Here is a 20,148-nt window from a genome sequence, read left to right as displayed (position 1 = left end):
TTGCGATCGTCAGTCGATAGCGTCGGCTCGCAAAGCTGTGAAATGTATTTGCGTGGCTTCAGGCCTTGCCCAGATGCTTCGGCCAGAATTGCTGATGGACTTCGGCGGCTTCGTCTTCGAGGTTCGTCGGGCCGACCACGGTGACGACGCGTGCGCCGGTTTGCAGCACCGCCCGGCTCGGCACGTTCAATCCGATCCCGGCAATCTCGCCAAGCCGCGTTTCGGAGCAGGCAAACACCATGCTTCCGATGCCCGACCAGTAGATCGCTCCGGCGCACATCGCGCAGGGTTCCGTGCTGGTGTAGAGCGTGCAGTCGGCGAGAAAGGCAGCGTCGTAATGCTGCGCCGCCAGTTTCACCAGGTTCATCTCGGCATGGTTCGTCATGTCGCGGCCGCTGAAGACGGTGTTTTCGGCGCGCAGGATGACTTCGCCGTCCCTCACCAGCACCGAGCCGAACGGTTCGCCGCCGCCGTGTTCTATCGCAGATCTCGAAAGCGCAATCGCCTCGCGTAAAAATACCTCATGGTTTTCCATCAGAGTCCTCCCCGAAAAAGCTAGAGCAGGACGATCTTGTCGTGAATTTGAGGGATTTCCAAGTTGCCGCAAATCGCATTCGAGCCGGCGCCTGAAAGAATAAGGGCGGGCGGGCTCGGCGCATCCGGCCGTCAATCGACAGCGTCGAGCTCGCACAGCACGCCGTCGATGGGGATGGCGGCCAGCCTTTCGCGTTCGATATCGAACCGCCAGGCCTTGACGATATTCTCCGATCGATGCGTACCGTCCGGCTGCTCGGCCATCTTGCCGAGCGCGAAGACGGCGTCTCCGGGAAAGCGGCTCGATGAGCAATAGATGGGCTGCAGTAGTTCGTGGCGGGGGCTGGGCCTGGTGATCGTCACCCGATCGACATCGGCCCAGACGGGAAGGTTGCCGTTCCTGCCGGTCTGGCGGCGAAGCACCAGCGAGAGCTTCGCACCGCATTTCAGCTCGGCCGCCCCATAGGCCGGGCCTCCGGCCGCTCCCGGCAAGGCCGTTCCGCTGACTTCCACGCAACCTTTCTCAGAAGGAGGCGCCGATTTTCCCCGCGCCTCGCTGGCATGGCCGGCGGTCGGGATCAGCGTGAGAAGGGCGGCAATCGCGGGGAGATATCGGGACATGGGGAAACCGTAGGGCGAGGCAAAAACGATGGGCGAGGTGTGAGGCCGTCATTTCGGCTTCGCCACCGCGTCGCCGCGGCCTTTCAGGCGTCCGCGAAACAACTGCCGGAGGCACATTGTGACAAGGGCGACACTAGCGAGAGATACGAGGCCGGTAATCCACATCACTGCCACGGCATCTTCGCACTGAACGGAACCGGGGCAACCGCGATCGGAGTAATCCGACCACGCCACCAGACCAAAGAGGCCGAAGAAGAGAAACATCAGCGTGCCGCAAACCAGTACAACGATGGCGGCGCCGGTTCTGACAACATTAGTTTGCGATCGTGCGCCACTCATGCCCGTTTCCCGCCCCGTGCAAAGCCGCTGAATTTCACGGGCTAAACCCCTCAACCCTGAAGAGAGGACCGTAGCTTTGCTCTCAGACGAGTCAATAGGCGGTACGCTGTGGACGGTGGAACCTCGGCAGCAGTGGCGGGTGGCTGACCTTATCCTAGAGGTTCCGCCTGAGGGATGTCACAGGGATACAGCGCACCCAAGTCCTTGGATGCGAGGGGCTCCTTGGTCATAAAGAGAGTCATTCACGGCGCGGACGCGCCGTGGCTGGATTCCTGTGACAGGCACAGGAATGAGGGAAGAGAGCTGCGCAGGCCGACCGCCGCTGCCTTGAAGGGCGGAGGCGGATGGTTGTGCATCTTAAGCCGCCCGTGAACTGGCGTGGCCGATCAGCCTGGCCGGGAATTTTCGCCGACACTCCTGTAGGCGGCAATAATGCTGTCCGCCGCCAGGCGGGCCTCGTCTTCGGTTGTCTGGAAGTTGGTGACGGAGAGGCGCAGGACGTCGCGGCCGCGCCATTTGGCGCCGCCGGCGAAGAGGGTGGCTTCGGCGCGGATCCTTTCGATGGTCTTGCGGGTGATGGCGTCGCTTTCTTCATCCGGCCGGTCGGTCGCGAAGCGCAGGATGAGCTGGTTCAGCGTCACCTCGTTGAGAATGGTGATGCCGGGTTCGCGGGCGAGATGCTCGGCGAGCAGCCGGGCCGAGGCGCAGCATTGGTCGATGAGGGCGGCGATGCCGTCGCGGCCGAGATGTTTCAGCATCGCCCAGGTGGCAAAGCCGCGGGCGCGCCGGGAAAGCTCGGGCACGTAATGGGAAGGGTCGCGCTCGCCCTCGGCGGCGAGCGGCAGGTAGCTTGCGGCGATCGTCATGGCGCGGCGGTGGGCGAGCTCGTCGCGGACGATCGCATAGCCGCAGTCATAGGGCGTCTGCAGCCATTTGTGGCCGTCCGTCGCCCAGCTGTCGGCGGCCTCGACGCCGCGGCAGAGATGGCTGAACTTTGCCGATGCCTGCGCCCAGAGGCCGAAGGCGCCGTCGATATGCACCCAGGCGCCTCTTTCCCTCAAGGGCGGGATCAGGCTGGTGAAATCGTCGAAGCCGCCGGTATTGATCTGGCCGGCCTGGAGAACGGCGATGCAGGGACCGGCGACCAGCGCCAGCGCGCCGGCAAGCGAAGCCGGATCGATGCGGCCCATCGCATCGGTCGACAGGCGCAGCACGCGGTCATGGCCGAGCCCCAAGAATTGCAGGGCGGAGAAGACGGTCGTATGGGCGTCGTCGCCGATCAGCACGGTGATCTCGGGCGCGCCGAACAGGCCCTTGGCATCGGCGTCCCAGCCGGCCCGGCGCAGCACCTCGCCGCGGGCGGCGGCAAGGCAGGTGAAATTGGCGACCGTGGCGCCGGTGACGAAGCCGACGGAGCATTCGGCGGGCAGCTTCAGGAGATCGAGAAGCCATCTCGCCGAGACGGCTTCGACGGCGGAGGCGGCCGGGGCGGCGGCGTGGTTTCCGGCATTCTGGCCCCAGGCGCTCGTCAGGAAATCCGCCGCGACGCCGACCGGATGCGAGCCGCCGATGACCCAGCCGAAGAAGCGCGGGCCGGTGGTGAAATGCAGCCCGGGCTCGGCTGTTTCCGCGAGTTCCCTGATGACATCGGCCATATCCGCGCCGGCGGCCGGCAGCGGCGCGTCGAAGCTCGCAAGCGATCCCGCGTAATCATGTCGCGGCACATGGCGGGCCGGTGCGGTCTCGCGAAACCCCGCCGCAAGCCGGGCGGCGTCCTGAAACAGAGATGCGATTGCCGACATGCGATCCCCCATGCCGACTGCTCCGCCGGTGCTGACGGACCCTCCTCGAAGCTTCATTGTCGGCAGCAGGCAATCTAGCCGATCTTGCCGGCGCTGTCTCGATGACGAAAGGGTTATAGGGAGTGGCCGGCGGCCTGCTGACGTTTACGGGATGGGCGGCCGCGCGTCCTCGAGAACGGCCAACAGCCAGGCGACGCCGGCATCCATCAGCGCGACCTTGGGGAGGACGGCATTGATGCGAAACCGCGCCAGTTCGAGCGGCGCATCGACGCTCTGCAGGCCGAAGCGCGCCGCATGCATGGCGGCGAAGCGCCTCGGCAGGGCGCAGAGGAGATTGGTTTCGGCAAGGATGGTGAGGGCGAACATGAAGTTCGGCACAGTGAGCGCGACCCGGCGGCGGCAGCCCCGGCCGGCCAGCGCCTCATCGACGAAGCCATGCGGATCGCCGCCCGGCGAAACGACCAGATGCTGCTCATCGCAATAGCGCTCAAGCGTCGGCTCGCCGGCGAAGGCATGCCCGGCGCGCATCGCGACGACGAAATCCTCGTCGTAGAGACCGCTGACATGGAAGCGCTCCGGAATGTGCCCGGTGGGGAGGACGGCAATATCGGTCAGCCGCTCTTCGAGATCGGCAAAGGCGCCGCGCCAGGCGCGTTCGGGCGCGCTCTCGCCCTGCGCCGGCAGCAATTGGCGGATGGCGATATCGATGCCGGGCGCTCTGCGGTAAAGCTCGGCGAGCAGCGGCGCCAGCAGCACGGCCGAAATTCCGTCCGGGGCGGCGATGGTGAAACGACGCCCGGAGGTGGCGGGATCGAAGGGTTCGGCCGATGATAGCACGCTGCGCAGGCGCGCCAGCACATCGGCGATCGGGGCGGCGAGCTCCAGCGCGCGCGCCGTCGGCACCACGCCCTTCGGCGTGCGCAGAAACAGCGGATCGTTCATGAGCCGCCGCAGCCGACCGAGGCCGTGGCTGACGGCCGAGGATGTGAGGTTCAGCCGCTCGGCCGCTCGGCCGACATGCCGCTCCTCCAGCACGGCCTCGAAGAGGACGAGGAGGTTGAGATCGATGCGAGAGAGATCAATCTGGTTCAGCATATTGCTGAAATCATATCATTGGATTCAGCGCCGGCGAAATGGGATTGTCCGGCGGCGGCGCAGACAGGCGTCCGCATCGCTCAAGGAGCAGGCCCATGCCATCCGTATCCCATCTCAAACGCGCCGAAGCCGGCGCTGCCGACACTCTATGCGCCGAACTCGTCCGCCGCACCGCGGACGCGAATGCGGCGCTGATGCGCGGTGATATCGGCACCTACCGCGCTCTCAATCCGCTGGCGGCCGATTTCACCCTCATGTCTCCCTTCGGCGGACGGCCGACGCGCGGGGCGGAGCTGACGGAGGAGCGCTGGCAGTCGGTCGGCCGCTTCTTTGCCAATGGTGACTTCGAGCTGGAACTGGTGCAGGCTTATGGCTCGGCCGAGATGATCGTCCTAGCCGTCATCGAGCGGGCCCGCGTCGAAGTCGGCAGCCTGCCGATGCAGGACTGGGCGCTGCGCGTCACCCTGGTCTATCGCCGCGAGGGCGGAGAATGGCGGCTGGCGCACCGCCACGCCGATCCGCTTGCCAACGGCATCAGCCTGGAACAGGCGGCGACACTGGGGCAGGCGGCGGCGGTCGGCTAGGAAAGCTCCGCAAGCGAGTGGCGGAGAAGTCGGTGAAGCGCGATCGAATAGATCAACAACGTCTGTCTTGCCGTTTCAAATCATGACTGGTCCAACAGTGCCTTCATTTTTTCCGCGACGACACGCTGTAGCTCGTGGGCATAAGCGTCGAATTCGGCTTTGTCCGCTCCCATCGCGACACATCTGTCTCGCCACCACAGGGCGTGGACTGGAAGCTCCCAGATCAGATATGCCGCCTCCTTCTTCTCGCTCTCGCTACACGTGCCGGGATCAAGATGACGGATTTTCTCGATGGCTCTAACAGCCTCAATCTTTACGAAGTTCATCTTCCGGATGTTATAAAAGAATCCGTCTGAACCAAATTCCTCGAGTATTTCTTCGGAAAAACCTGCCATTTACTCTTTTCCGATGTCTATCTGCCGTTTGTCCCGCAATGCTGAGCGCAACTGTGCCGCGGGCTGCAGTTGTTGTCTGCCTCAAGCTCTATTACCGCGAACGGACGCCGGCCACAATTTGCATATATGCCTCGCTGCCTGAGCCGCTTCTCCGATGGTCTGCCAGTTTACGCACGCCTTCTACTACAGCATATCCCCCAGGCTCCAATGGTTGCTCCAGCGGGCGTCGATTTCGTCGTCGACGTTCTGGTAGCGGATGTCGGTGGAGAGGCGGAGGCGCCCGGCGCGGTCCTCATTGGTGGTGGCGGCGTGGATCATGTAGGGGGAGTGAAGCACGACGTCGCCGGCTTCGTAATCGGCGGCGAGCCAGCGGGCGTCGAAACGTTCGGCCATATCGGGCAGATCCTTGGAGATCCAGCCGCCTTCGGCCATGTGGCTGTTATAGGCGCTGATCCGCTCTTCCGGCGTAAGATCGCCGCTGCGGAGGCGGAATTCGGCCTCCATGCCGCGCCCGAGGGCGTGCGAGCCTTCGAGATAGATAAGGCCGCCCATTTCGGCGGGCATGTCGCCGATCGGGATCCAGGCGGTGACGAGCCGGCTGGTGCCGCCGCGGAGATAGACGAGATCGTAATGGGCGGGCGTCGCCATCGGCGTGCCCGGCTTGGTATAGCGCATCAGCTTGCGCTTATGCAGATAGGAGATGCCTTCGAGAAAGGCGTCCATGAAGCGCACGAGCGGCGGCTGGGCGCAGAAGCCTTCATAGGCGGCCGAGCGGACGAGCGACATCAGGCGGCGGTCGGCAAGGCTCCAGTCGACGCCTTCGCTAGCGGCGATGCCGAGCGCGAAATCATGGCCCGGCGCCAGCAGGCCGGTTTCGGCGAGGCGGGCAAAGACCCAGCGGCGGAAATCGATCACTTCGGCGCGCGGCAGCAGGCCCTTCAGCCAGACATAACCGTCCTCCTCATAGCGGCGGCGGATGGCGCCGACACCGATGGCGGGATCGGTCGGCTGAAGCGGGCCGAGCCTTTGCGTGGGAATCGTCCTGCCATGGGCGGCGAGGGGCGTCTCAAGCGTTCTCATGCCGGCAATTGACATTTCATGCATCCATGGCTTGATTTCATCTGTCTCTAATTTGCTGTCTACATGTGCTTTTTGCCATGGAGGAAAGCTGCAGCTGGACTTTTCGCTCATGAGAGAGGCCGAAGCCATCTATCGTTCGCCGCTTGCCGCGGCCGGCGGGCTTGCCGTCACCGGCAGCGGCCGGCAGCATGCGCGCCATGCGGTGAAGGACAGAAAGCTGCCGAGCTTCGCGGCCGTGCTGGTGGAGCGCGGGCAGGGCTTTCTCGAAACCGCCGCCGGCGGGCGCCAGGCCGTCGCGGGGCCGGCGCTCTTCTGGCTGTTTCCGCACCGCCTGCATTCCTATGGGCCCGACGAAAACGGCTGGGACGAGCGCTGGGCGCTGTTCGAAGGTTCGTTCACGCGGGATTTCGTGCGCATGCGGCTGATGGCGGAGCGGCATCCGCTGGTGGCGCTGCGCCATGCCGAAGAGATGGCGCGGCTCTTCGGCCAGGTTCATGCCGATCTCGCCGACGACAGCCATCTCGGCCAGGCCTCGGCGGCTCTGGCGTTGCATCGCATCGTCATCACCGCCGCGCGGCAGGCGGGCGGTGCTGCGGATCGCGGCGGCGAGGCGGCGGCGGGCGATCTCGTCGAGGCGCTGCGGGGCAGGGCGCTGCAGGTGCTCGATCTTGCGGCTTTCGCCGCCGAGCACGGCATCTCGCCCGCCACGCTGCGGCGGAAATTCATCGCCGCGACCGGCCTGCCGCCCAAGGCCTTCCAGCTTCGCGCCCGCATGGATCAGGCCAAGCAGCTGCTCGTCACCACCGACGAGACGATCGAAGCCGTCGCCGCCGCGGTCGGCATCGACGACCCGTTCTATTTCTCGCGGGTGTTTCACGCGCGGGAAGGCTGCAGCCCGCGCGATTTCCGGGTGCGATACCGGCGCGGCTGAGCGGTTTCGGCCGGCGCTCGCCTTTGCCGGGATGACGAGGAATAAATCGAGCATCGCGCGAGATGCTTTGCAAGTCTCTTCAATAACGAGCTTATTTTCTGCTGTGCAATTCTGAAATTTCTTTGGAACGATTAAAATCTATTGCCTTCTCTCGAAGTATCATTCAAAGATGCGGAAATATCATTTACGCCGCTGTCAAGGCTGGTCCGCCAATCAGCGAGGGATATGCACTGAAATATTTCGTTCTCTATGCGTTGGTGTGTATGGTCGTCGGGATAGTTCTTCTCGTCGTTATCCGTCAGATCGCGCCGTTCAACATGGAGAGGCCGGACGACCAGACGGCCGCTGGGCCGACGGAGCAGGCGGATGATCTCATCGTGCGCTCGACCCCCGAGCCGCCCGCCGACCAACCCGCCCGCCCGCCCGCGCAATGGGAACTCAGGCCGACAAGCCCGGCGGACGCCGACCCTTCGGGCGTCCGCAAAGGCGGCCGGGTGGGGACGCCGGCGCAGTGAATGGCTGCTGTTGGGCGAGAAGTCTCTTGCGCCTGGGCGCGCGCTGACCTGGCGAGGTAGACCGGAACAGCTATCGGCCGGGCTTCTCTCTATCACGGCGCGCCATCCTCCAAAGCTCCTCATGCTGAGGTGCGCAGCCCGAAAGGGTGGAGCCTCGAAGCACGCGTCGCAGCGTTGCTTCTGCATCCGCCGCTCGCCCACGCGGCCGCCCCAAGCAATAGAGACACACATCTTCCGGGTTGCATCGGTCGAAGCCGGCTGCAATGACAGTGGCTCCGATATCTCGGGAGGCGATGATGGATGCAGGCGGCGTGACGATCAGGCTGGTCGGGCCGGACGATGTGGAGGCTTTCCGGCAGATCCGGCTGGAAGCGCTGCGCACCAATCCGTCCTCCTTCGCCAGCCGCTATGAGGATTGGGAGGTGCTGTCCCTCGAGGAGTGGCGCAAGCGGCTGAGCGAGCCGGTCTTCATCGCGTTTCAGGACGGCCAGCCCGTCGGCATCATGGGCCTGTTCCGGCAGCGGTCGAGCAAGATGGCCCACCGCGCCACGATCGTCATGGTCTATGTCCGCGCGGGCCTGCGCGGCACGGGGCTTGCCGTCAGGCTTCTCGCGGCGATTTCCGATCATGCGCGGTCGATCGGCCTCCGGCAGTTGGAGCTGTTCGTCAGCGCCGAAAACCCGGCGGCGATGCGCTTCTACCAGCGGCAGGGCTTTACCGAGATCGGCCGCATCCCCGGCGGCGTGCTGGAGGATGACAGGGAGATCGACGACGTGATGATGGCGCGGCGGCTGGTGGGGTAGGGCGGGATTCAGAATTGGACGCGCTCGCCTTGCTCTCAAGGTCTCTCCGAGTATCCACCTCTCCTCATGCTGAGGTGCGCAGGCCGAGTGGCACCGACTTCTCCTCCCTCATTCCTGTGCCCGTCACAGGAATCCAGCCACGGCGCGTCCGCGCCGTGAATGACTCTATTGAAAGGAAACGAGTTCCTGTGACGAGCACAGGAATGAGGGAGGAGAGGTAGTGCTTCGCCATCGAGCATCTGGCGTGAAGCGCGGCGTTCGCCAACGCTCCTCATGCTGAGGGGCCCAGGCCATAGGCCGGAGCCTCGAAGCACGCGCCGCAATGCCGCTTCTTGCACCCGCCTCGTCCTTTGAGGCTCCTTGCAGGGGTGCCTCAGGATGAGGCTCTCTTGAGCGTGAGCGAAAAGGTCCCGATGCCCGCTGCCGGCGATACCCGATCGGTCACGGGAGGCTGCTTAGAATTTGATTCAGGCGCCCACTTCAAGCCGCTGTATTCATTCGGCTTGTCCGCCTGTATCCGCGGTCAGGCCCAGCACATCCGCCATGGTGTATTCGCCGGCGCGGCGGCCGGCGATCCAGCGGGCGGCGGCGAGTGCGCCGCGGGCGAACATGGCGCGGTCGAGGGCCGAATGCGAGAGGGTGATCACTTCCTCGGCGGCGGCGAAGAGCACGCTGTGTTCTCCGATGATGCCGCCGGCGCGCAGGACGGCGAAGCCGATTTCGCCGGGTGGGCGTTCGCCGGTCAAGCCGTCGCGCCCGCGCCGCTCGACAGAGGCGAGCGAGACGCCGCGGCCGGCCGCCGCCGCTTCGCCGAGCATCAGCGCGGTGCCGGAAGGCGCGTCGATCTTCCTGGCGTGATGGGTTTCGAGGATTTCGATATCCCATGCGCTGGCGGGAAGGGCGCGTGCGGCCTGGGAGACGAGGCCGAGCAGCATGTTGAGGCCGATCGAGAAATTGCCGGAGCGCAGGATGGGAATGCTGCGGGCGGCCTCCGCGATCCGCTCCAGCTCGTCCGGCTCGAAACCGGTCGCCCCGATCACCAGCGCCGGCCCGCCCGATGCCGCGCACAATCCGGCAAGCTCGGCGGCGGCGCTGCCCGTGGTGAAGTCGAGGATGACGTCGGCCGCCGCAATCGCGCCCGCACGGTCGATCAGCCCTTCGCCTGACGCGCCGGGACGCCCGATGCCGCCGATGAAGGCCAAATCGGGATCGGCTTGAAGCAGCGGCAGGATGGCGCGGCCCATGCGGCCGTTTATGCCGGCGACGGCGATCTTGATGGGTGGCGTCACGTTGTTTCCTTGCAGCGGGAGCTTGGGCTTGGCGATTAGCGCAGTTCGGGATTGGTGCAAAGCTGGATTGCTCGGAATTGCGAAAGCTTGTGGAGCATCCCCTTGTATTCGTCATAGTAAGAGCACTCGCCACGCCCTCGAAACTTTTCCGGGGCACTCACCTCTCCGCCGTCATTCCTGTGCCTGTCACAGGAATCCAGCCACGGCGCGTCCGCGCCGTGAATGACTCATAGAAAAAAGTGTCTCCCGCGCCCAAGGACTTGGGCGCACTGGATTCCTGTGACGAGCACAGGAATGACGGAGGAGAGGTGGGTGCTCCGCCATCGAGCATCCGGTGTCAGGTGCGGCATCCTCCAACGTCCCTCCTGCTGAGGCGCGCAGCCCAAAGGGCGGAGCCTCGAAGCACGCCGCAACGCTGCTTCTTGCATTCGCTGAGGCGGGCGCGTTCGCCTCGTTCTTCATGCATGTTCGCCTTTTACCAATTGCCCGGATCGGCGGTGTGGTCGATGCTGGCGAATTCATCGGCCTTGTCGCGGTCGAGCTTCAGCTCCGCCGTCACCTTGGCCTCGTCGGTGACGGTGTAGCGGTCGGGCACCGGTCCCTTCGCCAGTTCCTGATACATCAGCAGGGCGGCCTCCTCGGCGCTGTCGGCTTCGATCTCGCGGGCGATGGATACGGTGAACTTGTGCATGGTTCCGGCCTTCTCGATGATCTCCTGGCCGGGACAGTCTGACACGAGTTTCGAGGCCAGTAAAAGCGCGTCGCTTGAGAATTTGATTCAGGCGATGGCGGCAGGTGGTTGTTTTGATGGGTTTCGCCGTTTTATTTGGCGCGAGCGCGGGCCGTCCGGGCATCTGCTGAATTGACGAATCGGAGGCGCGGCGGCATGTTTTCACTCGGCGTGACCTTCCGCCGAACCTCCTTCGATCCTCCCCGGCAGGGTCTTCATCAGGAGGCAAAGGGACTTTCGTCTCGGGTCGCCAACCTTGGACCTGACGTCTGGGATGTGCTTGCCGGGGAATGCCGTCCGAGACTGGGAAGGCCAAGATATGACCGAAAACGCAAACTTCAAACGGCGTGTGCGCGCTCGCGCCGCCAAGACCGGCGAATCCTACACGACCGCTCTCATGCATATGCGCGGCGGCTCTCGGAAGGGTGAGAATGAGCACGTCAGGCGGTTGCGCCTAGCCGTGGCGCAGACCAGGTGTTTCGACGATCCGCGCGATGTTGCCGCACTTCACGAAAGCGGGCGGGAAATGCGCATGCTGATGCGGCAGGCGCGGGAGGCGGGTGCGCGGCTCGTGCATTTTCCAGAGGGCGTGACCTGTGCGCCGAACAAGCGCATTATGTCGGCGATCGGCCCGCGGGAGATCGGACCGTCCGACTGGCGCCGGGTCGAGTGGGCGGTGCTGCGCGAGGAGCTGGATGCGACGCGCAGCCTTGCGCGCGAACTCGGGCTTTGGGCCTTGTTCGGATCGGTGCATCGGCTGACCGAACCGCACCGGCCGCACAACAGCCTCTATGTCGTTTCCGATCGTGGTGCTTTGGTGACGCGCTATGACGAGCGGCTGCTGTCCAACACCAAGATCTCCTTCATGTACACGCCGGGCTCTATCCCCGTCACTTTCGAGATTGACGGGATCCGCTTCGGCTGTTCGCTCGGCATGGAGTGCCATTATCCCGAGATTTTTGCTGAGTATGAGCGGCTGGACGTAAATTGCGTGCTCTTTTCGACCACTGGCGGCTCGCCGGCGAACGAGCCCTCCTTCGCCGCCGAGGCACAGGGACATGCGGCCACCAACAGCTACTGGGTCAGCTTCTCGATGCTGACCCATCGCGGCTCGGAAGGCCAGCCGGCTTCTTCCGGCATCGTCGCTCCCGGCGGCCGGTGGGCTGCGCAATGCCCGGCGGACGGGATGCCCGCGATTGCCCTTGTCGATATCGACGACAATCCCGGCGATCTCTCCCGGCCGTGGCGGCGCAAGGCCCGCTCCGGGCTCTACGAGCCGCATCGGGTGGAGGGTGACCCGCGCAGCGACGGGCGGGATATGTTCTAGCTGGGCGTGCGACGCTGCCGGCGCGATCCTGCGCCGGCGGCGGATGGTTGCAAGGAGCGGAGTGGGCGCGTGTCCTCGAGGCTTCGGCCTTCGGCCTGCGCACCTCAGCATGAGGAGCGTTGGAGGGTGCCGCGCCCGTAAGGCAGGCTGGAGGATGCCGTGCCGGCGCAAGGGTATTGGAGGATCGGGCGGGGTGCGGTAGCGGTAGTGGCGGGTCTGTGCAGGGTGGCCGGGGCCATCGGGCTCAGCGGAGGATATGGGCATGCGCCTCAATCAAGTGACCGTCACGATGCCTGATCTCGATGCGGGGTGGGATTTCTATCGGGCTCTTGGTCTTCGCCCCATCGTCGATGCGCGTCCGCGTTATGCGCGCTTCCTCTGCCCGGATGGGGACAGCACTTTTTCGCTGCATCAGGGAGAAAAAGGCGGCGGCGGGACGACGGTTTATTTCGAGTGTGAGGATCTGGACGGGACGGTCGCCAGGCTCGGTGCAGCCGGCGTCAAATTTTCGGGCGGGCCGGAGGACAAGAGCTGGCTGTGGCGGGAGGCGGAGCTGTTCGATCCCGGCGGCAACCGCATCGTGCTTTATTTCGGCGGATCCAACCGCATCGATCCGCCGTGGCGGGTGGATCGGCATGGGCCGGGCAGGGAGGGTTCGTCCGGCATCGCCTGAGCGTTTGCGCGCGAAAACCGCTCAAGCAGCAATATCCGGCCCGACAGGTCGCAAATCGTACAACGAAGCCTTGGCAAGATTTCGAATCGTGCATTAGGTTGCGGCCCGAAAACTTGAACGGGTCGAGCAAAGAGATGCGCCTTACAGACTGCTATAACTTCCACGATTTCCGGCGCATGGCCAAGCAGCGTCTTCCCGGGCCGATCTTCGACTATATCGACGGCGCCGCCGATGACGAGGTAACCTATCGGCGCAATACGGCGGCCTTCGAGAATTGCGATCTGGTGCCGGATGTTCTGCGCGGGGTGGCCGATGTCGATATGTCGGTGACCGTCATGGGGCAGAAGCTCGCCATGCCGGTTTATTGCTCGCCGACGGCGCTGCAGCGGCTTTTCCACCATCAGGGGGAGCGGGCGGTGGCGGCGGCTGCGGCGAAGTACGGCACGATGTTCGGCGTTTCCTCGCTCGGTACGATCAGCCTGGAGGAGGCGCGGCAGATCAGCAGCGGGCCGCAGGTCTATCAGTTCTATTTCCACAAGGACCGCGGGCTGAACCGCGAGATGATGGCGCGGGCGAAGACGGCGGGCGTACAGGCGATGATGCTAACGGTCGACAGCATCACCGGCGGCAACCGCGAGCGCGACAAGCGCACCGGTTTTTCCATTCCCTTCAAGCTCAATCTCGCCGGCATGACGCAATTTGCGATCAAGCCCTCCTGGGCGATCGGCTGGCTGACGCATGAGCGCTTCGCCCTGCCGCAGCTCGAAAGCCACGTGAAGATGGATGGCGGCGCGCTGTCGATCAGTCGCTATTTCACCGAGATGCTCGATCCTTCCATGTCGTGGAACGACGTGGCCGAGATGGTGCAGGCCTGGGGCGGGCAATTCTGCCTGAAGGGCATCATGTCGGTGGAGGACGCCAAGCGCGCGGTCGAGATCGGCTGTACCGGCATCGTGCTTTCCAACCATGGCGGGCGCCAGCTCGACGGTTCGCGCAGCGCCTTCGACCAGCTGGCCGAGATCGTCGATGCGGTCGGCGACCGGATCGACGTGATGATGGATGGCGGCGTGCAGCGTGGAACGCATGTGCTGAAGGCGCTGTCGCTCGGCGCCAAGGCGGTCGGCCTCGGCCGCTACTATCTCTTCCCGCTCGCCGCCGCCGGCCAGCCCGGCGTCGAGCGCGCGCTGGAGACGATGCGCACCGAGATCGAGCGCGGCATGAAGCTGATGGGCTGCACATCGGTCAGCCAGCTGACGCGGCGCAACCTGCGCTTCCGTGCGTGATGTTCGCGCGGCCGCGCCACGCCCGAGGGCTGATCGTTGTGCCGCTGCGGCGGATTGACCCGGCTGCCGCCACCTCTTGACGAGAGCGGCGGCGCGCGCTCCTACTCGTGCAGGGCAACGGGAGCAGGGGTGTGGCCAATCCATCGAGCGAGCTGTCGAGAGGGGTGCGGAACAGGCCGGGCGGGCGCAATCCCGATATCACCGTCCGCCGCATCCTGAAGGTCAACCATGCCGGCGAGTTCGGCGCGATCAGGATCTATGGCGCCCAGATCGCGGTGGCGCGGCGGCTGTTTCCGGAAATCGTGCCTGATCTCAACGAGATGCGCGAGGACGAGATCGAGCATTGCCGACTGTTTTACGAGGCGATGCCGGCAAGGCGGGCGAGACCCTGCCGCGTGATGGCATTCTGGAGCCTCGGCGGCTATGTGCTCGGCCTGCTGACGGCGCTTTGCGGGCGCAACATGATCTGGATCTGCACCGAGGCTGTCGAAAGCACGGTGCACCGCCATCTCGAAGACCAGCTGGCCTTCCTTGAAAGCCGCGATCCCGAGCTTCATGCGCTGATCGCATCGATCCAGGAAGAGGAGCTGGCGCATCTGCGCCAGGCGGAAGACCGCCAGGAAAGGCGGGGCCTCGGCCGCGCGCTGCTGCTGCCCGTCATCGGCGCACTCACCGACCTGATGATCTGGCTCTCCACCTGGGGAGATTCGAGCTGGATGCGCGCCGAAATGGCGCGTGCGCGGTGATTTATCTCGCGCAGAGTGTCGGATCGGCCTTCGGCCAGGCGTCTTCAAGGCAGGCCAGCATGGAGAACGACGATGACCATTACCATCACCGCCTTTGAAAAATCGCCCGATCGCGGCAAGGGGCTGGCGCGGGACATGCGCGTGCGCTGGGCGCTCGAGGAGGTGGGCGAGCCCTACGAGGTTCGGCTCGTCTCGTTCAAGACGATGAGGGAGCCCAGGCATCTGGCGCTTCAGCCTTTCGGGCAGATCCCGACCTATGAGGAAGGCGATCTCGCGCTCTTCGAGTCCGGGGCGATCGTCTTCCACATCGCCGAGCGCCATCCGGGCCTGCTGCCGGCGGAGGCGAATGCCCGGGCGCGGGCGATCGCATGGATGTTTGCCGCCCTCAACACGATAGAGCCGCCGATCTTCGACCGCGCGCTTGCCACCATCCTGGAGCGCGGTGAGCCCTGGTACGAGCAGCGCCTGCAGGCGCTGGAAACCACGATCCGCAAGCGGCTGAACGATCTCTCCCGCCGCCTCGGCGATGCCGATTGGCTGGACGGGGCTTTCAGCGCCGGCGACCTGCTGATGGTGACGGTGCTGCTGCGGCTGAAAGGCTCGCAACTGCTGGCGGACTATCCGAACCTTGCCGCCTATACCGCCCGCGGCGAGGCAAGGCCTGCCTACAAGCGCGCCTTTGCGGCGCAGCTGGCGGTGTTTACGGCGGCGGGCACGCTTTAGAAGGAAAGCGCCGGCCGGAGAGCTGCCTGGCTTGCCCTCGCTTCGATCTTCTGCCTGCGCTCGCTCGCCGGGCTCGGCGTCAGCTTCAGGGCCGTTGCCACCATGGCCGCCGTGTCGCCGATCGGCGTTGCGAAAACGCGCAGGGGTCCGAAGGTGCAGGCGGATTTTGGGTCGCCCGGGCCTCTGAAGCAGCCGCCGAACGGCATGGGAAACCAGTTGAGAGGCCGGGCCCGTGCATAGAGCAACTCTATCGGCTCGTGCTTGCCGTCGGTGATGGTCAGCACGTGCTTTTCATAGGGCAGAAGAAAGCTTTCGTGCGTCGTCGGCGGGCTGAAGATAAGTTTCACCGCTTCACGAGGCGGCGTCTGCTTGCTGCGATAGGTGCACATGCCCGCGACCAGCCGGCGCTTTTCCTGATAGCCGAATGCCGTGCCTTTCCCGGGGTCGCGCGCCCGGCACAGGGCGCCGGTGGCGATCCTCCAGGCAAAGACCCCCTGCGACGAATCCGATATCTGATAGACCAACGGAATGTCGAAGCGGCCTATCAGACCTTCGGCTATCCCGCCCATCGCCGACCGGGTCGCATCGATGACCAGGGTGCCTTCGGAAGGGAAAGGCAGCGACTGGGTGGCGTTGGCCGCTTCGATGCTTCGTTCCAGCTGCCAGAACTGATAATGGCTTGCACCCGCCAGCATCAGGTTTCCGCCGAAATAGGCCAGCGGCACGCAAAGCCAGCCCCGGCTTACGGCTCCCGAGATCGCTTCAATGGCGATGCCGGCAAAACCCATATTGACGGTCACGACAGGCCACATCGACGCCAGCAGGATCATCAGCATCACATCGATACCGGGAATGTACTGGAGGTAATAAACGACCGCCGTAAAAGCGAAGAACCATAACGATCGGGGCATCGGCAAACTCCACCACAGGCTGTTTTTCCACCATCGTTCTTGAAAAACGATTAAAGCGGAGCCCTGATGCTTTGAGGTCAGGTGTTTCCTCGCATTTTATTGATTGGATTCAATGATTTGAAGAAGTTGTGTGGTGTGTTGCCACTTCAAAGCAGGGGGTTGCAATGCTGGAGAGTTTATTCACGTTTCGCGGGCGCCTGAGGAGGCTGCAATATCTGGCCGTGTGCGTGGCCACCACTCTCGTGATAGGCGGCATCATCGGCGGCGGCTTGTGGATCATGGCGCCATCGTTCGGAAGCAGGGAGGGCATGGGGGCGGGTGCGACGTTTCTCATCCTGGGGATCATGCTATTGCCGGCTTTTTGGATAAGCTTCAGCACCCAGGCGGCTCGAGTCCGCGACATAGGCTGGGACCCGCGTATCCTTATCACGGCCTCCATCGCGATCAATGCCATCGCATATCTTGCGCCGCTGGTGATCCCCGAAGGAACCGCGGCAGACATTATCTCCAAGATGGTGAAGGCCACGAACTTTGGCTACGGACTATGTCTCCTCCTGGTGCCGAGCAAACATCACGTCTCCGACTCTCCGGCCTTCGATCCGCCACCTGTTTCGAAGCCTTCGGGCAGGGTTGAAATCCCTTCGGCTCATCGCCCGCCGAGCCGCGGCGGGGCCACCTTTGGCCGCCGGGGGCTGTAGTCTCTCCGCACGCGTCATCCTCAGCCCTCAGAGGTCCATTCTCATTTCGTGCCAGGCCATGCCGCCATGGCCGGAGTCCGATGGTCTGACGTAGCGATAGCCGAGCTTTTCGTAGAGCGGGACGTGGCGATCCTTGCACATGAGATGGATGGTCTGCTTGCCCATGCCGGACATGCGGCGGATAAATTCCTGCATCAGCAGCTTCGAATAGCCCTTGCCCTGCTCGTGCGGATCGACCACGACCGACATGATGACGGCGTTGGGGGCGGCGGGATCGTGGCCGATCAGTTCCTTGAAGGCCTCGTCCGACATGACGACCTCGAAGGCGCAGCCGCTGTTGATGAAGCCGAGGATGCGGCCGCCGGCTTCGAGGATGAGAAAACCTTGCGGATATTCGGCGATGCGTGTGGCGATCTTTGCGAGCGTCGCCGCCTCGTCGCCCTCATAGGCTGACGTCTCGATTTCGAAGCATCGGGCGGCATCGCCTGGAGCGGCCTGGCGGAAGGTGGGGCGGTCTGTCATGGGTGCTCGTAGCTTCGTGGTTTTTGCCTGATATAGCGCATTGCGGAGATGTTTGTGCTGCATTGATTTCAGGATAGAATGCACAGTATGCACTTCTCTCTGCGCCGGCTCGATCTCAATCTTCTCGTCGTCTTCGAGGCCGTCTATCGGCACCGCAGCGTTCTTGCCGCCTCGGACGAGCTGGCGATGAGCCCTTCGGCCTGCAGCCATGCGATCGCCCGGCTGCGAGAGACGCTCTCGGACGAGCTGTTCGTGCGCTACGGCAATGCGATGCAGCCGACGGCGCAGGCCATGGAAATCGCCGCGGGCGTCGCGGAGGCGCTGCAGATCCTGCGGGACCGGCTCGACGGCGCGCAGCCCTTCGAGGCGAAAACGAGCACCGCCGCCTTCACCTTCGCCGCGACCGATTTCACTGCCTTTGCGGTGCTTCCCCGGCTGATTTCGCGTCTTGCGACGCTGGCCCCGCATCTGCGCATCAAGGTCGTTCACTCCGGGCATGAGCAATCGCTCGATGATCTTGCGGCCGGGAGGGTGCAGATAGCGCTCGGCTTCACGGAAAGTGCCGCCGACGGCTATGAGGGCGTGAAGGGTTTCGATTGTTTTTCCGATGATTACGTCGTCGCCGCGCGGCGCGATCACCCCAGGATCGGCGGGGCTCTGACACTCGATCAATATCTGAACGAACGGCATGTGGCCGTTCTGCCATGGGGGGACGCCGGCAGCGTGGTCAGCGCGGCCTTGCTGAAGGCCGGCCATCACCGGGAGGTGGCGGTGGAATTGCCGAGCTTGATGGTCGCTCCCTTCATCATCGCCGGGTCGGATCTGCTGGTGACGATCCCGAAACGGGCGGCGGAGGAACTGGCCAAGGCGCTTCCGCTTGCCGTGTATCCGGCGCCTTTCGCGATTGCGCCGTATAGGCTTCGGGCCTTCTTTCACACCCGGCACGCGGCAGCGCCGGCGCAACGGTGGATGCGGGAGCAGGTGCGGGCGTTGTTCGAGAATGCCGAGGGTGGTTGGCGTTCTGGGTGAGGTTTGGTTTGTTGTTCGAGCGGGCGTTCCTCGACCTTGGTCCAGCAATAAAGGCTGTGCCGTGAGGCCCCCTCATCTGCCGGCAGGCAGATGAGGGGGCCTCACGGCACGTCCTCCCGGCTCCGGCGGCCGCCAGATAGGGCAGGTCAGGCTCCCGCAAGCGGGGCAGTGTGGCCGCAGCTGATTGACGCCGGCGATCTTTCAATCCGGCTTGGATATTTTCAGCTGTCGGACGTATTGTGCGGGCCGGTGCCCCTGTTCGTGGGATTGGAGCTTTCCGTGGAGAATGAGCGCAAAGAGGTGCAGCGGAATTCCGAAGAGGAATGGCTGAGGTTTGCGTGCCCTAGGCTATATCTCTGGCGGCAATCCTGGAAAGAGCTTCGATATACCTGGCCCGATAAGGGTAAGCCGTCCGAAAATGGCGAAGGCGAGCCCGAAGGGCAGAAATGAGCCGGGCAGAATAGGTTCAGGATGAGGGACGTTGGTGGGTGCCGCGATCGCCTTCCCTCCAGCTCTCGCCGATCCCGTTCTTCGAAATGGCCGAATCCGACGGCGGGAACCTATCGGGCCGCTGCTGCTTTAACCTGCATTCCCACAGAACAGGTTCGAAGCCATGCGCGTGCGCGTCATCACGTTGAATGTCTGGAATGTCGAGGGGGACGGCCGGCGGCATGAGGTCATCAATCGGGAGCTTCGCCGGCTGAAGCCCGATCTTCTGGCCTTGCAGGAAGTCATCCAGACGCCGGAGAGGAAGAGCCTCGATACGATCGTCGAGGGGCTCGGCATGCAGGTGACGCATCAGCAGGAGGTGCAGGCGTTCCGGCCGCCTTTTTCCGATCGCTACGGCGGCACGGCGATTGCGACGCGCTTGCCGCACAGGGTGGTGGAGGCGCTCGATCCGAGAATTCCGCAGGCGCCCGACGTGCCCTGGGCAAGCCTTGCCGCCATCGTCGATCTCGGCGAGGCGGGCCGCCTGCTTTTCATCGCCACGACGGCGGCCTTGCGCCCGGCGGCGGAGGCCGCCCGCGAGCGGCATGCGCTGGCGCTCAGCGAGCTCGATGCCAGGCACCGGCAGGCGCTGCCGACGGTGATCGCCGGCGATCTCAATGCCGGGCCGGACGCCGCATCGATACGCTTCCTCACCGGGCGGCAGTCGCTCGCGGGCCAGAGCGTCTGTTACCACGACGCCTGGGAGCGAGCCGGCAGCGGCGCCGGCGAAACCTGGACGGATGAGAACCCCAACGCCCGGGCCGGCGCCGGGCGGATCATCGGCCAGAAGAATTATGGCAAGCGGTTCGACTATGTGCTGGTCGGATCGTGGGATGCGCATCCGAAGGGCCGGGCGGAGATCCTGTCAGCCGAGCGCGTCTTCGAGCGGCCAGTGGAAGGGCTATGGCCGAGCGACCATTATGGGGTGATGGCCGATATCGATGTCGGGTTGAATGCGTGAGACGGCTTTTGCCGTTGCCGAAAGATTGCTGCAACCTTGGAGAATGGGTTTTTGGACCGCAACCGGCG

The 20,148-nt window shown here is 64.4% G+C and carries 24 protein-coding genes; 13 read left to right on the top strand and 11 right to left on the bottom strand.

The annotated features are described in order from the left end of the window. Positions 1 to 58: 58 nt before the first annotated feature. The 5 genes from CO670_RS17540 to CO670_RS17520 form a co-directional block, all read right to left on the bottom strand. Complete coding sequence (locus CO670_RS17540) at positions 59 to 535, bottom strand: nucleoside deaminase (protein WP_097591401.1); 477 nt, start codon at positions 533 to 535, stop codon at positions 59 to 61. Between the two features lie 131 nt (positions 536 to 666). Then, a complete protein-coding gene (locus CO670_RS17535) occupies positions 667 to 1,155 on the bottom strand; it encodes a hypothetical protein (RefSeq protein WP_245425862.1) in 489 nt (162 codons plus the stop codon). 48 nt (positions 1,156 to 1,203) lie between these two features. Beyond that, positions 1,204 to 1,494: a hypothetical protein gene (locus CO670_RS17530; protein ID WP_097591399.1), complete on the bottom strand. Its 291-nt coding sequence runs from the start codon at positions 1,492 to 1,494 to the stop codon at positions 1,204 to 1,206. A gap of 386 nt (positions 1,495 to 1,880) precedes the next feature. Next, positions 1,881 to 3,296 carry an aspartate aminotransferase family protein gene (locus CO670_RS17525; protein ID WP_097591425.1) on the bottom strand — a complete coding sequence of 472 codons (1,416 nt, stop codon included), beginning with the start codon at positions 3,294 to 3,296 and terminating at the stop codon, positions 1,881 to 1,883. Between the two features lie 144 nt (positions 3,297 to 3,440). Next, a complete protein-coding gene (locus CO670_RS17520; RefSeq protein WP_097591398.1) occupies positions 3,441 to 4,391 on the bottom strand; it encodes a LysR family transcriptional regulator in 951 nt (316 codons plus the stop codon). A gap of 95 nt (positions 4,392 to 4,486) precedes the next feature. On the opposite strand from CO670_RS17520, the gene CO670_RS17515 reads away from it, so the two are divergent. After that, the gene (locus CO670_RS17515; RefSeq protein WP_097591397.1) at positions 4,487 to 4,975 is read left to right on the top strand and encodes a nuclear transport factor 2 family protein; all 489 of its coding nucleotides are present in this window, start codon (positions 4,487 to 4,489) and stop codon (positions 4,973 to 4,975) included. An 80-nt stretch (positions 4,976 to 5,055) separates the two neighbouring features. Here the strand turns inward: CO670_RS17515 and CO670_RS17510 are convergent, their stop codons facing one another. Continuing rightward, the gene (locus CO670_RS17510; protein WP_097591396.1) at positions 5,056 to 5,370 is read right to left on the bottom strand and encodes a hypothetical protein; all 315 of its coding nucleotides are present in this window, start codon (positions 5,368 to 5,370) and stop codon (positions 5,056 to 5,058) included. Between the two features lie 183 nt (positions 5,371 to 5,553). Next, positions 5,554 to 6,465 (bottom strand): phytanoyl-CoA dioxygenase family protein, encoded by a 912-nt coding sequence (locus CO670_RS17505; protein ID WP_097591424.1) that lies wholly within the window; start codon positions 6,463 to 6,465, stop codon positions 5,554 to 5,556. A gap of 94 nt (positions 6,466 to 6,559) precedes the next feature. On the opposite strand from CO670_RS17505, the gene CO670_RS17500 reads away from it, so the two are divergent. From CO670_RS17500 to CO670_RS17490, 3 genes are all read left to right on the top strand, one after another. Continuing rightward, positions 6,560 to 7,381, top strand: a complete 822-nt coding sequence (locus CO670_RS17500; RefSeq protein ID WP_097591395.1) for an AraC family transcriptional regulator — start codon at positions 6,560 to 6,562, stop codon at positions 7,379 to 7,381. Positions 7,382 to 7,563: 182 nt separating this feature from the next. Then, complete coding sequence (locus CO670_RS17495) at positions 7,564 to 7,896, top strand: hypothetical protein (protein WP_176538970.1); 333 nt, start codon at positions 7,564 to 7,566, stop codon at positions 7,894 to 7,896. A gap of 296 nt (positions 7,897 to 8,192) precedes the next feature. Further along, positions 8,193 to 8,699, top strand: coding sequence for a GNAT family N-acetyltransferase (locus CO670_RS17490; protein ID WP_097591394.1), 507 nt, complete (start codon positions 8,193 to 8,195; stop codon positions 8,697 to 8,699). 494 nt (positions 8,700 to 9,193) lie between these two features. On the opposite strand, the gene dapB is transcribed toward CO670_RS17490, so the two are convergent. Both dapB and CO670_RS17470 read right to left on the bottom strand, forming a co-directional pair. Next, positions 9,194 to 9,988, bottom strand: coding sequence for a 4-hydroxy-tetrahydrodipicolinate reductase (gene dapB / locus CO670_RS17480; RefSeq protein ID WP_097591392.1), 795 nt, complete (start codon positions 9,986 to 9,988; stop codon positions 9,194 to 9,196). A gap of 475 nt (positions 9,989 to 10,463) precedes the next feature. Then, positions 10,464 to 10,679, bottom strand: coding sequence for a hypothetical protein (locus CO670_RS17470; RefSeq protein WP_097591422.1), 216 nt, complete (start codon positions 10,677 to 10,679; stop codon positions 10,464 to 10,466). Between CO670_RS17470 and CO670_RS33000 the strand changes: the two genes are divergently transcribed. The 6 genes from CO670_RS33000 (at position 10,678) to CO670_RS17445 (ending at position 15,470) form a co-directional block, all read left to right on the top strand. After that, complete coding sequence (locus tag CO670_RS33000; protein WP_176538965.1) at positions 10,678 to 10,854, top strand: hypothetical protein; 177 nt, start codon at positions 10,678 to 10,680, stop codon at positions 10,852 to 10,854. The genes CO670_RS17470 and CO670_RS33000 overlap by 2 nt on opposite strands. Before the next feature lie 183 nt (positions 10,855 to 11,037). Continuing rightward, a complete protein-coding gene (locus tag CO670_RS17465; protein WP_097591391.1) occupies positions 11,038 to 12,045 on the top strand; it encodes a carbon-nitrogen hydrolase family protein in 1,008 nt (335 codons plus the stop codon). A 262-nt stretch (positions 12,046 to 12,307) separates the two neighbouring features. Continuing rightward, positions 12,308 to 12,718: a VOC family protein gene (locus CO670_RS17460; RefSeq protein WP_097591421.1), complete on the top strand. Its 411-nt coding sequence runs from the start codon at positions 12,308 to 12,310 to the stop codon at positions 12,716 to 12,718. 134 nt (positions 12,719 to 12,852) lie between these two features. Beyond that, positions 12,853 to 14,001, top strand: a complete 1,149-nt coding sequence (locus CO670_RS17455) for an alpha-hydroxy acid oxidase (RefSeq protein ID WP_097591390.1) — start codon at positions 12,853 to 12,855, stop codon at positions 13,999 to 14,001. A gap of 131 nt (positions 14,002 to 14,132) precedes the next feature. Next, complete coding sequence (locus tag CO670_RS17450; protein ID WP_245425860.1) at positions 14,133 to 14,747, top strand: demethoxyubiquinone hydroxylase family protein; 615 nt, start codon at positions 14,133 to 14,135, stop codon at positions 14,745 to 14,747. A gap of 72 nt (positions 14,748 to 14,819) precedes the next feature. Continuing rightward, positions 14,820 to 15,470 (top strand): glutathione S-transferase family protein, encoded by a 651-nt coding sequence (locus CO670_RS17445; protein WP_097591389.1) that lies wholly within the window; start codon positions 14,820 to 14,822, stop codon positions 15,468 to 15,470. On the opposite strand, the gene CO670_RS17440 is transcribed toward CO670_RS17445, so the two are convergent. Then, positions 15,467 to 16,381: a hypothetical protein gene (locus CO670_RS17440; RefSeq protein WP_097591388.1), complete on the bottom strand. Its 915-nt coding sequence runs from the start codon at positions 16,379 to 16,381 to the stop codon at positions 15,467 to 15,469. The genes CO670_RS17445 and CO670_RS17440 overlap by 4 nt on opposite strands. 164 nt (positions 16,382 to 16,545) lie before the next feature. Between CO670_RS17440 and CO670_RS17435 the strand changes: the two genes are divergently transcribed. Next, the gene (locus CO670_RS17435) at positions 16,546 to 17,079 is read left to right on the top strand and encodes a DUF805 domain-containing protein (protein ID WP_097591387.1); all 534 of its coding nucleotides are present in this window, start codon (positions 16,546 to 16,548) and stop codon (positions 17,077 to 17,079) included. Positions 17,080 to 17,106: 27 nt separating this feature from the next. Here the strand turns inward: CO670_RS17435 and CO670_RS17430 are convergent, their stop codons facing one another. Further along, positions 17,107 to 17,601, bottom strand: a complete 495-nt coding sequence (locus CO670_RS17430) for a GNAT family N-acetyltransferase (protein ID WP_097591386.1) — start codon at positions 17,599 to 17,601, stop codon at positions 17,107 to 17,109. Between the two features lie 78 nt (positions 17,602 to 17,679). On the opposite strand from CO670_RS17430, the gene CO670_RS17425 reads away from it, so the two are divergent. Further along, a complete protein-coding gene (locus CO670_RS17425) occupies positions 17,680 to 18,630 on the top strand; it encodes a LysR family transcriptional regulator (protein WP_210202688.1) in 951 nt (316 codons plus the stop codon). Between the two features lie 613 nt (positions 18,631 to 19,243). Continuing rightward, positions 19,244 to 20,080, top strand: a complete 837-nt coding sequence (locus CO670_RS17415) for an endonuclease/exonuclease/phosphatase family protein (RefSeq protein WP_097591383.1) — start codon at positions 19,244 to 19,246, stop codon at positions 20,078 to 20,080. The last annotated feature ends 68 nt before the right edge of the window (positions 20,081 to 20,148 follow it).

This window comes from Rhizobium sp. J15 (assembly GCF_002531825.1).
Lineage (GTDB): Bacteria > Pseudomonadota > Alphaproteobacteria > Rhizobiales > Rhizobiaceae > Rhizobium.
Note: the sequence above shows the minus strand (reverse complement) of the source record. Positions and strands in the feature narration are given on the sequence as shown.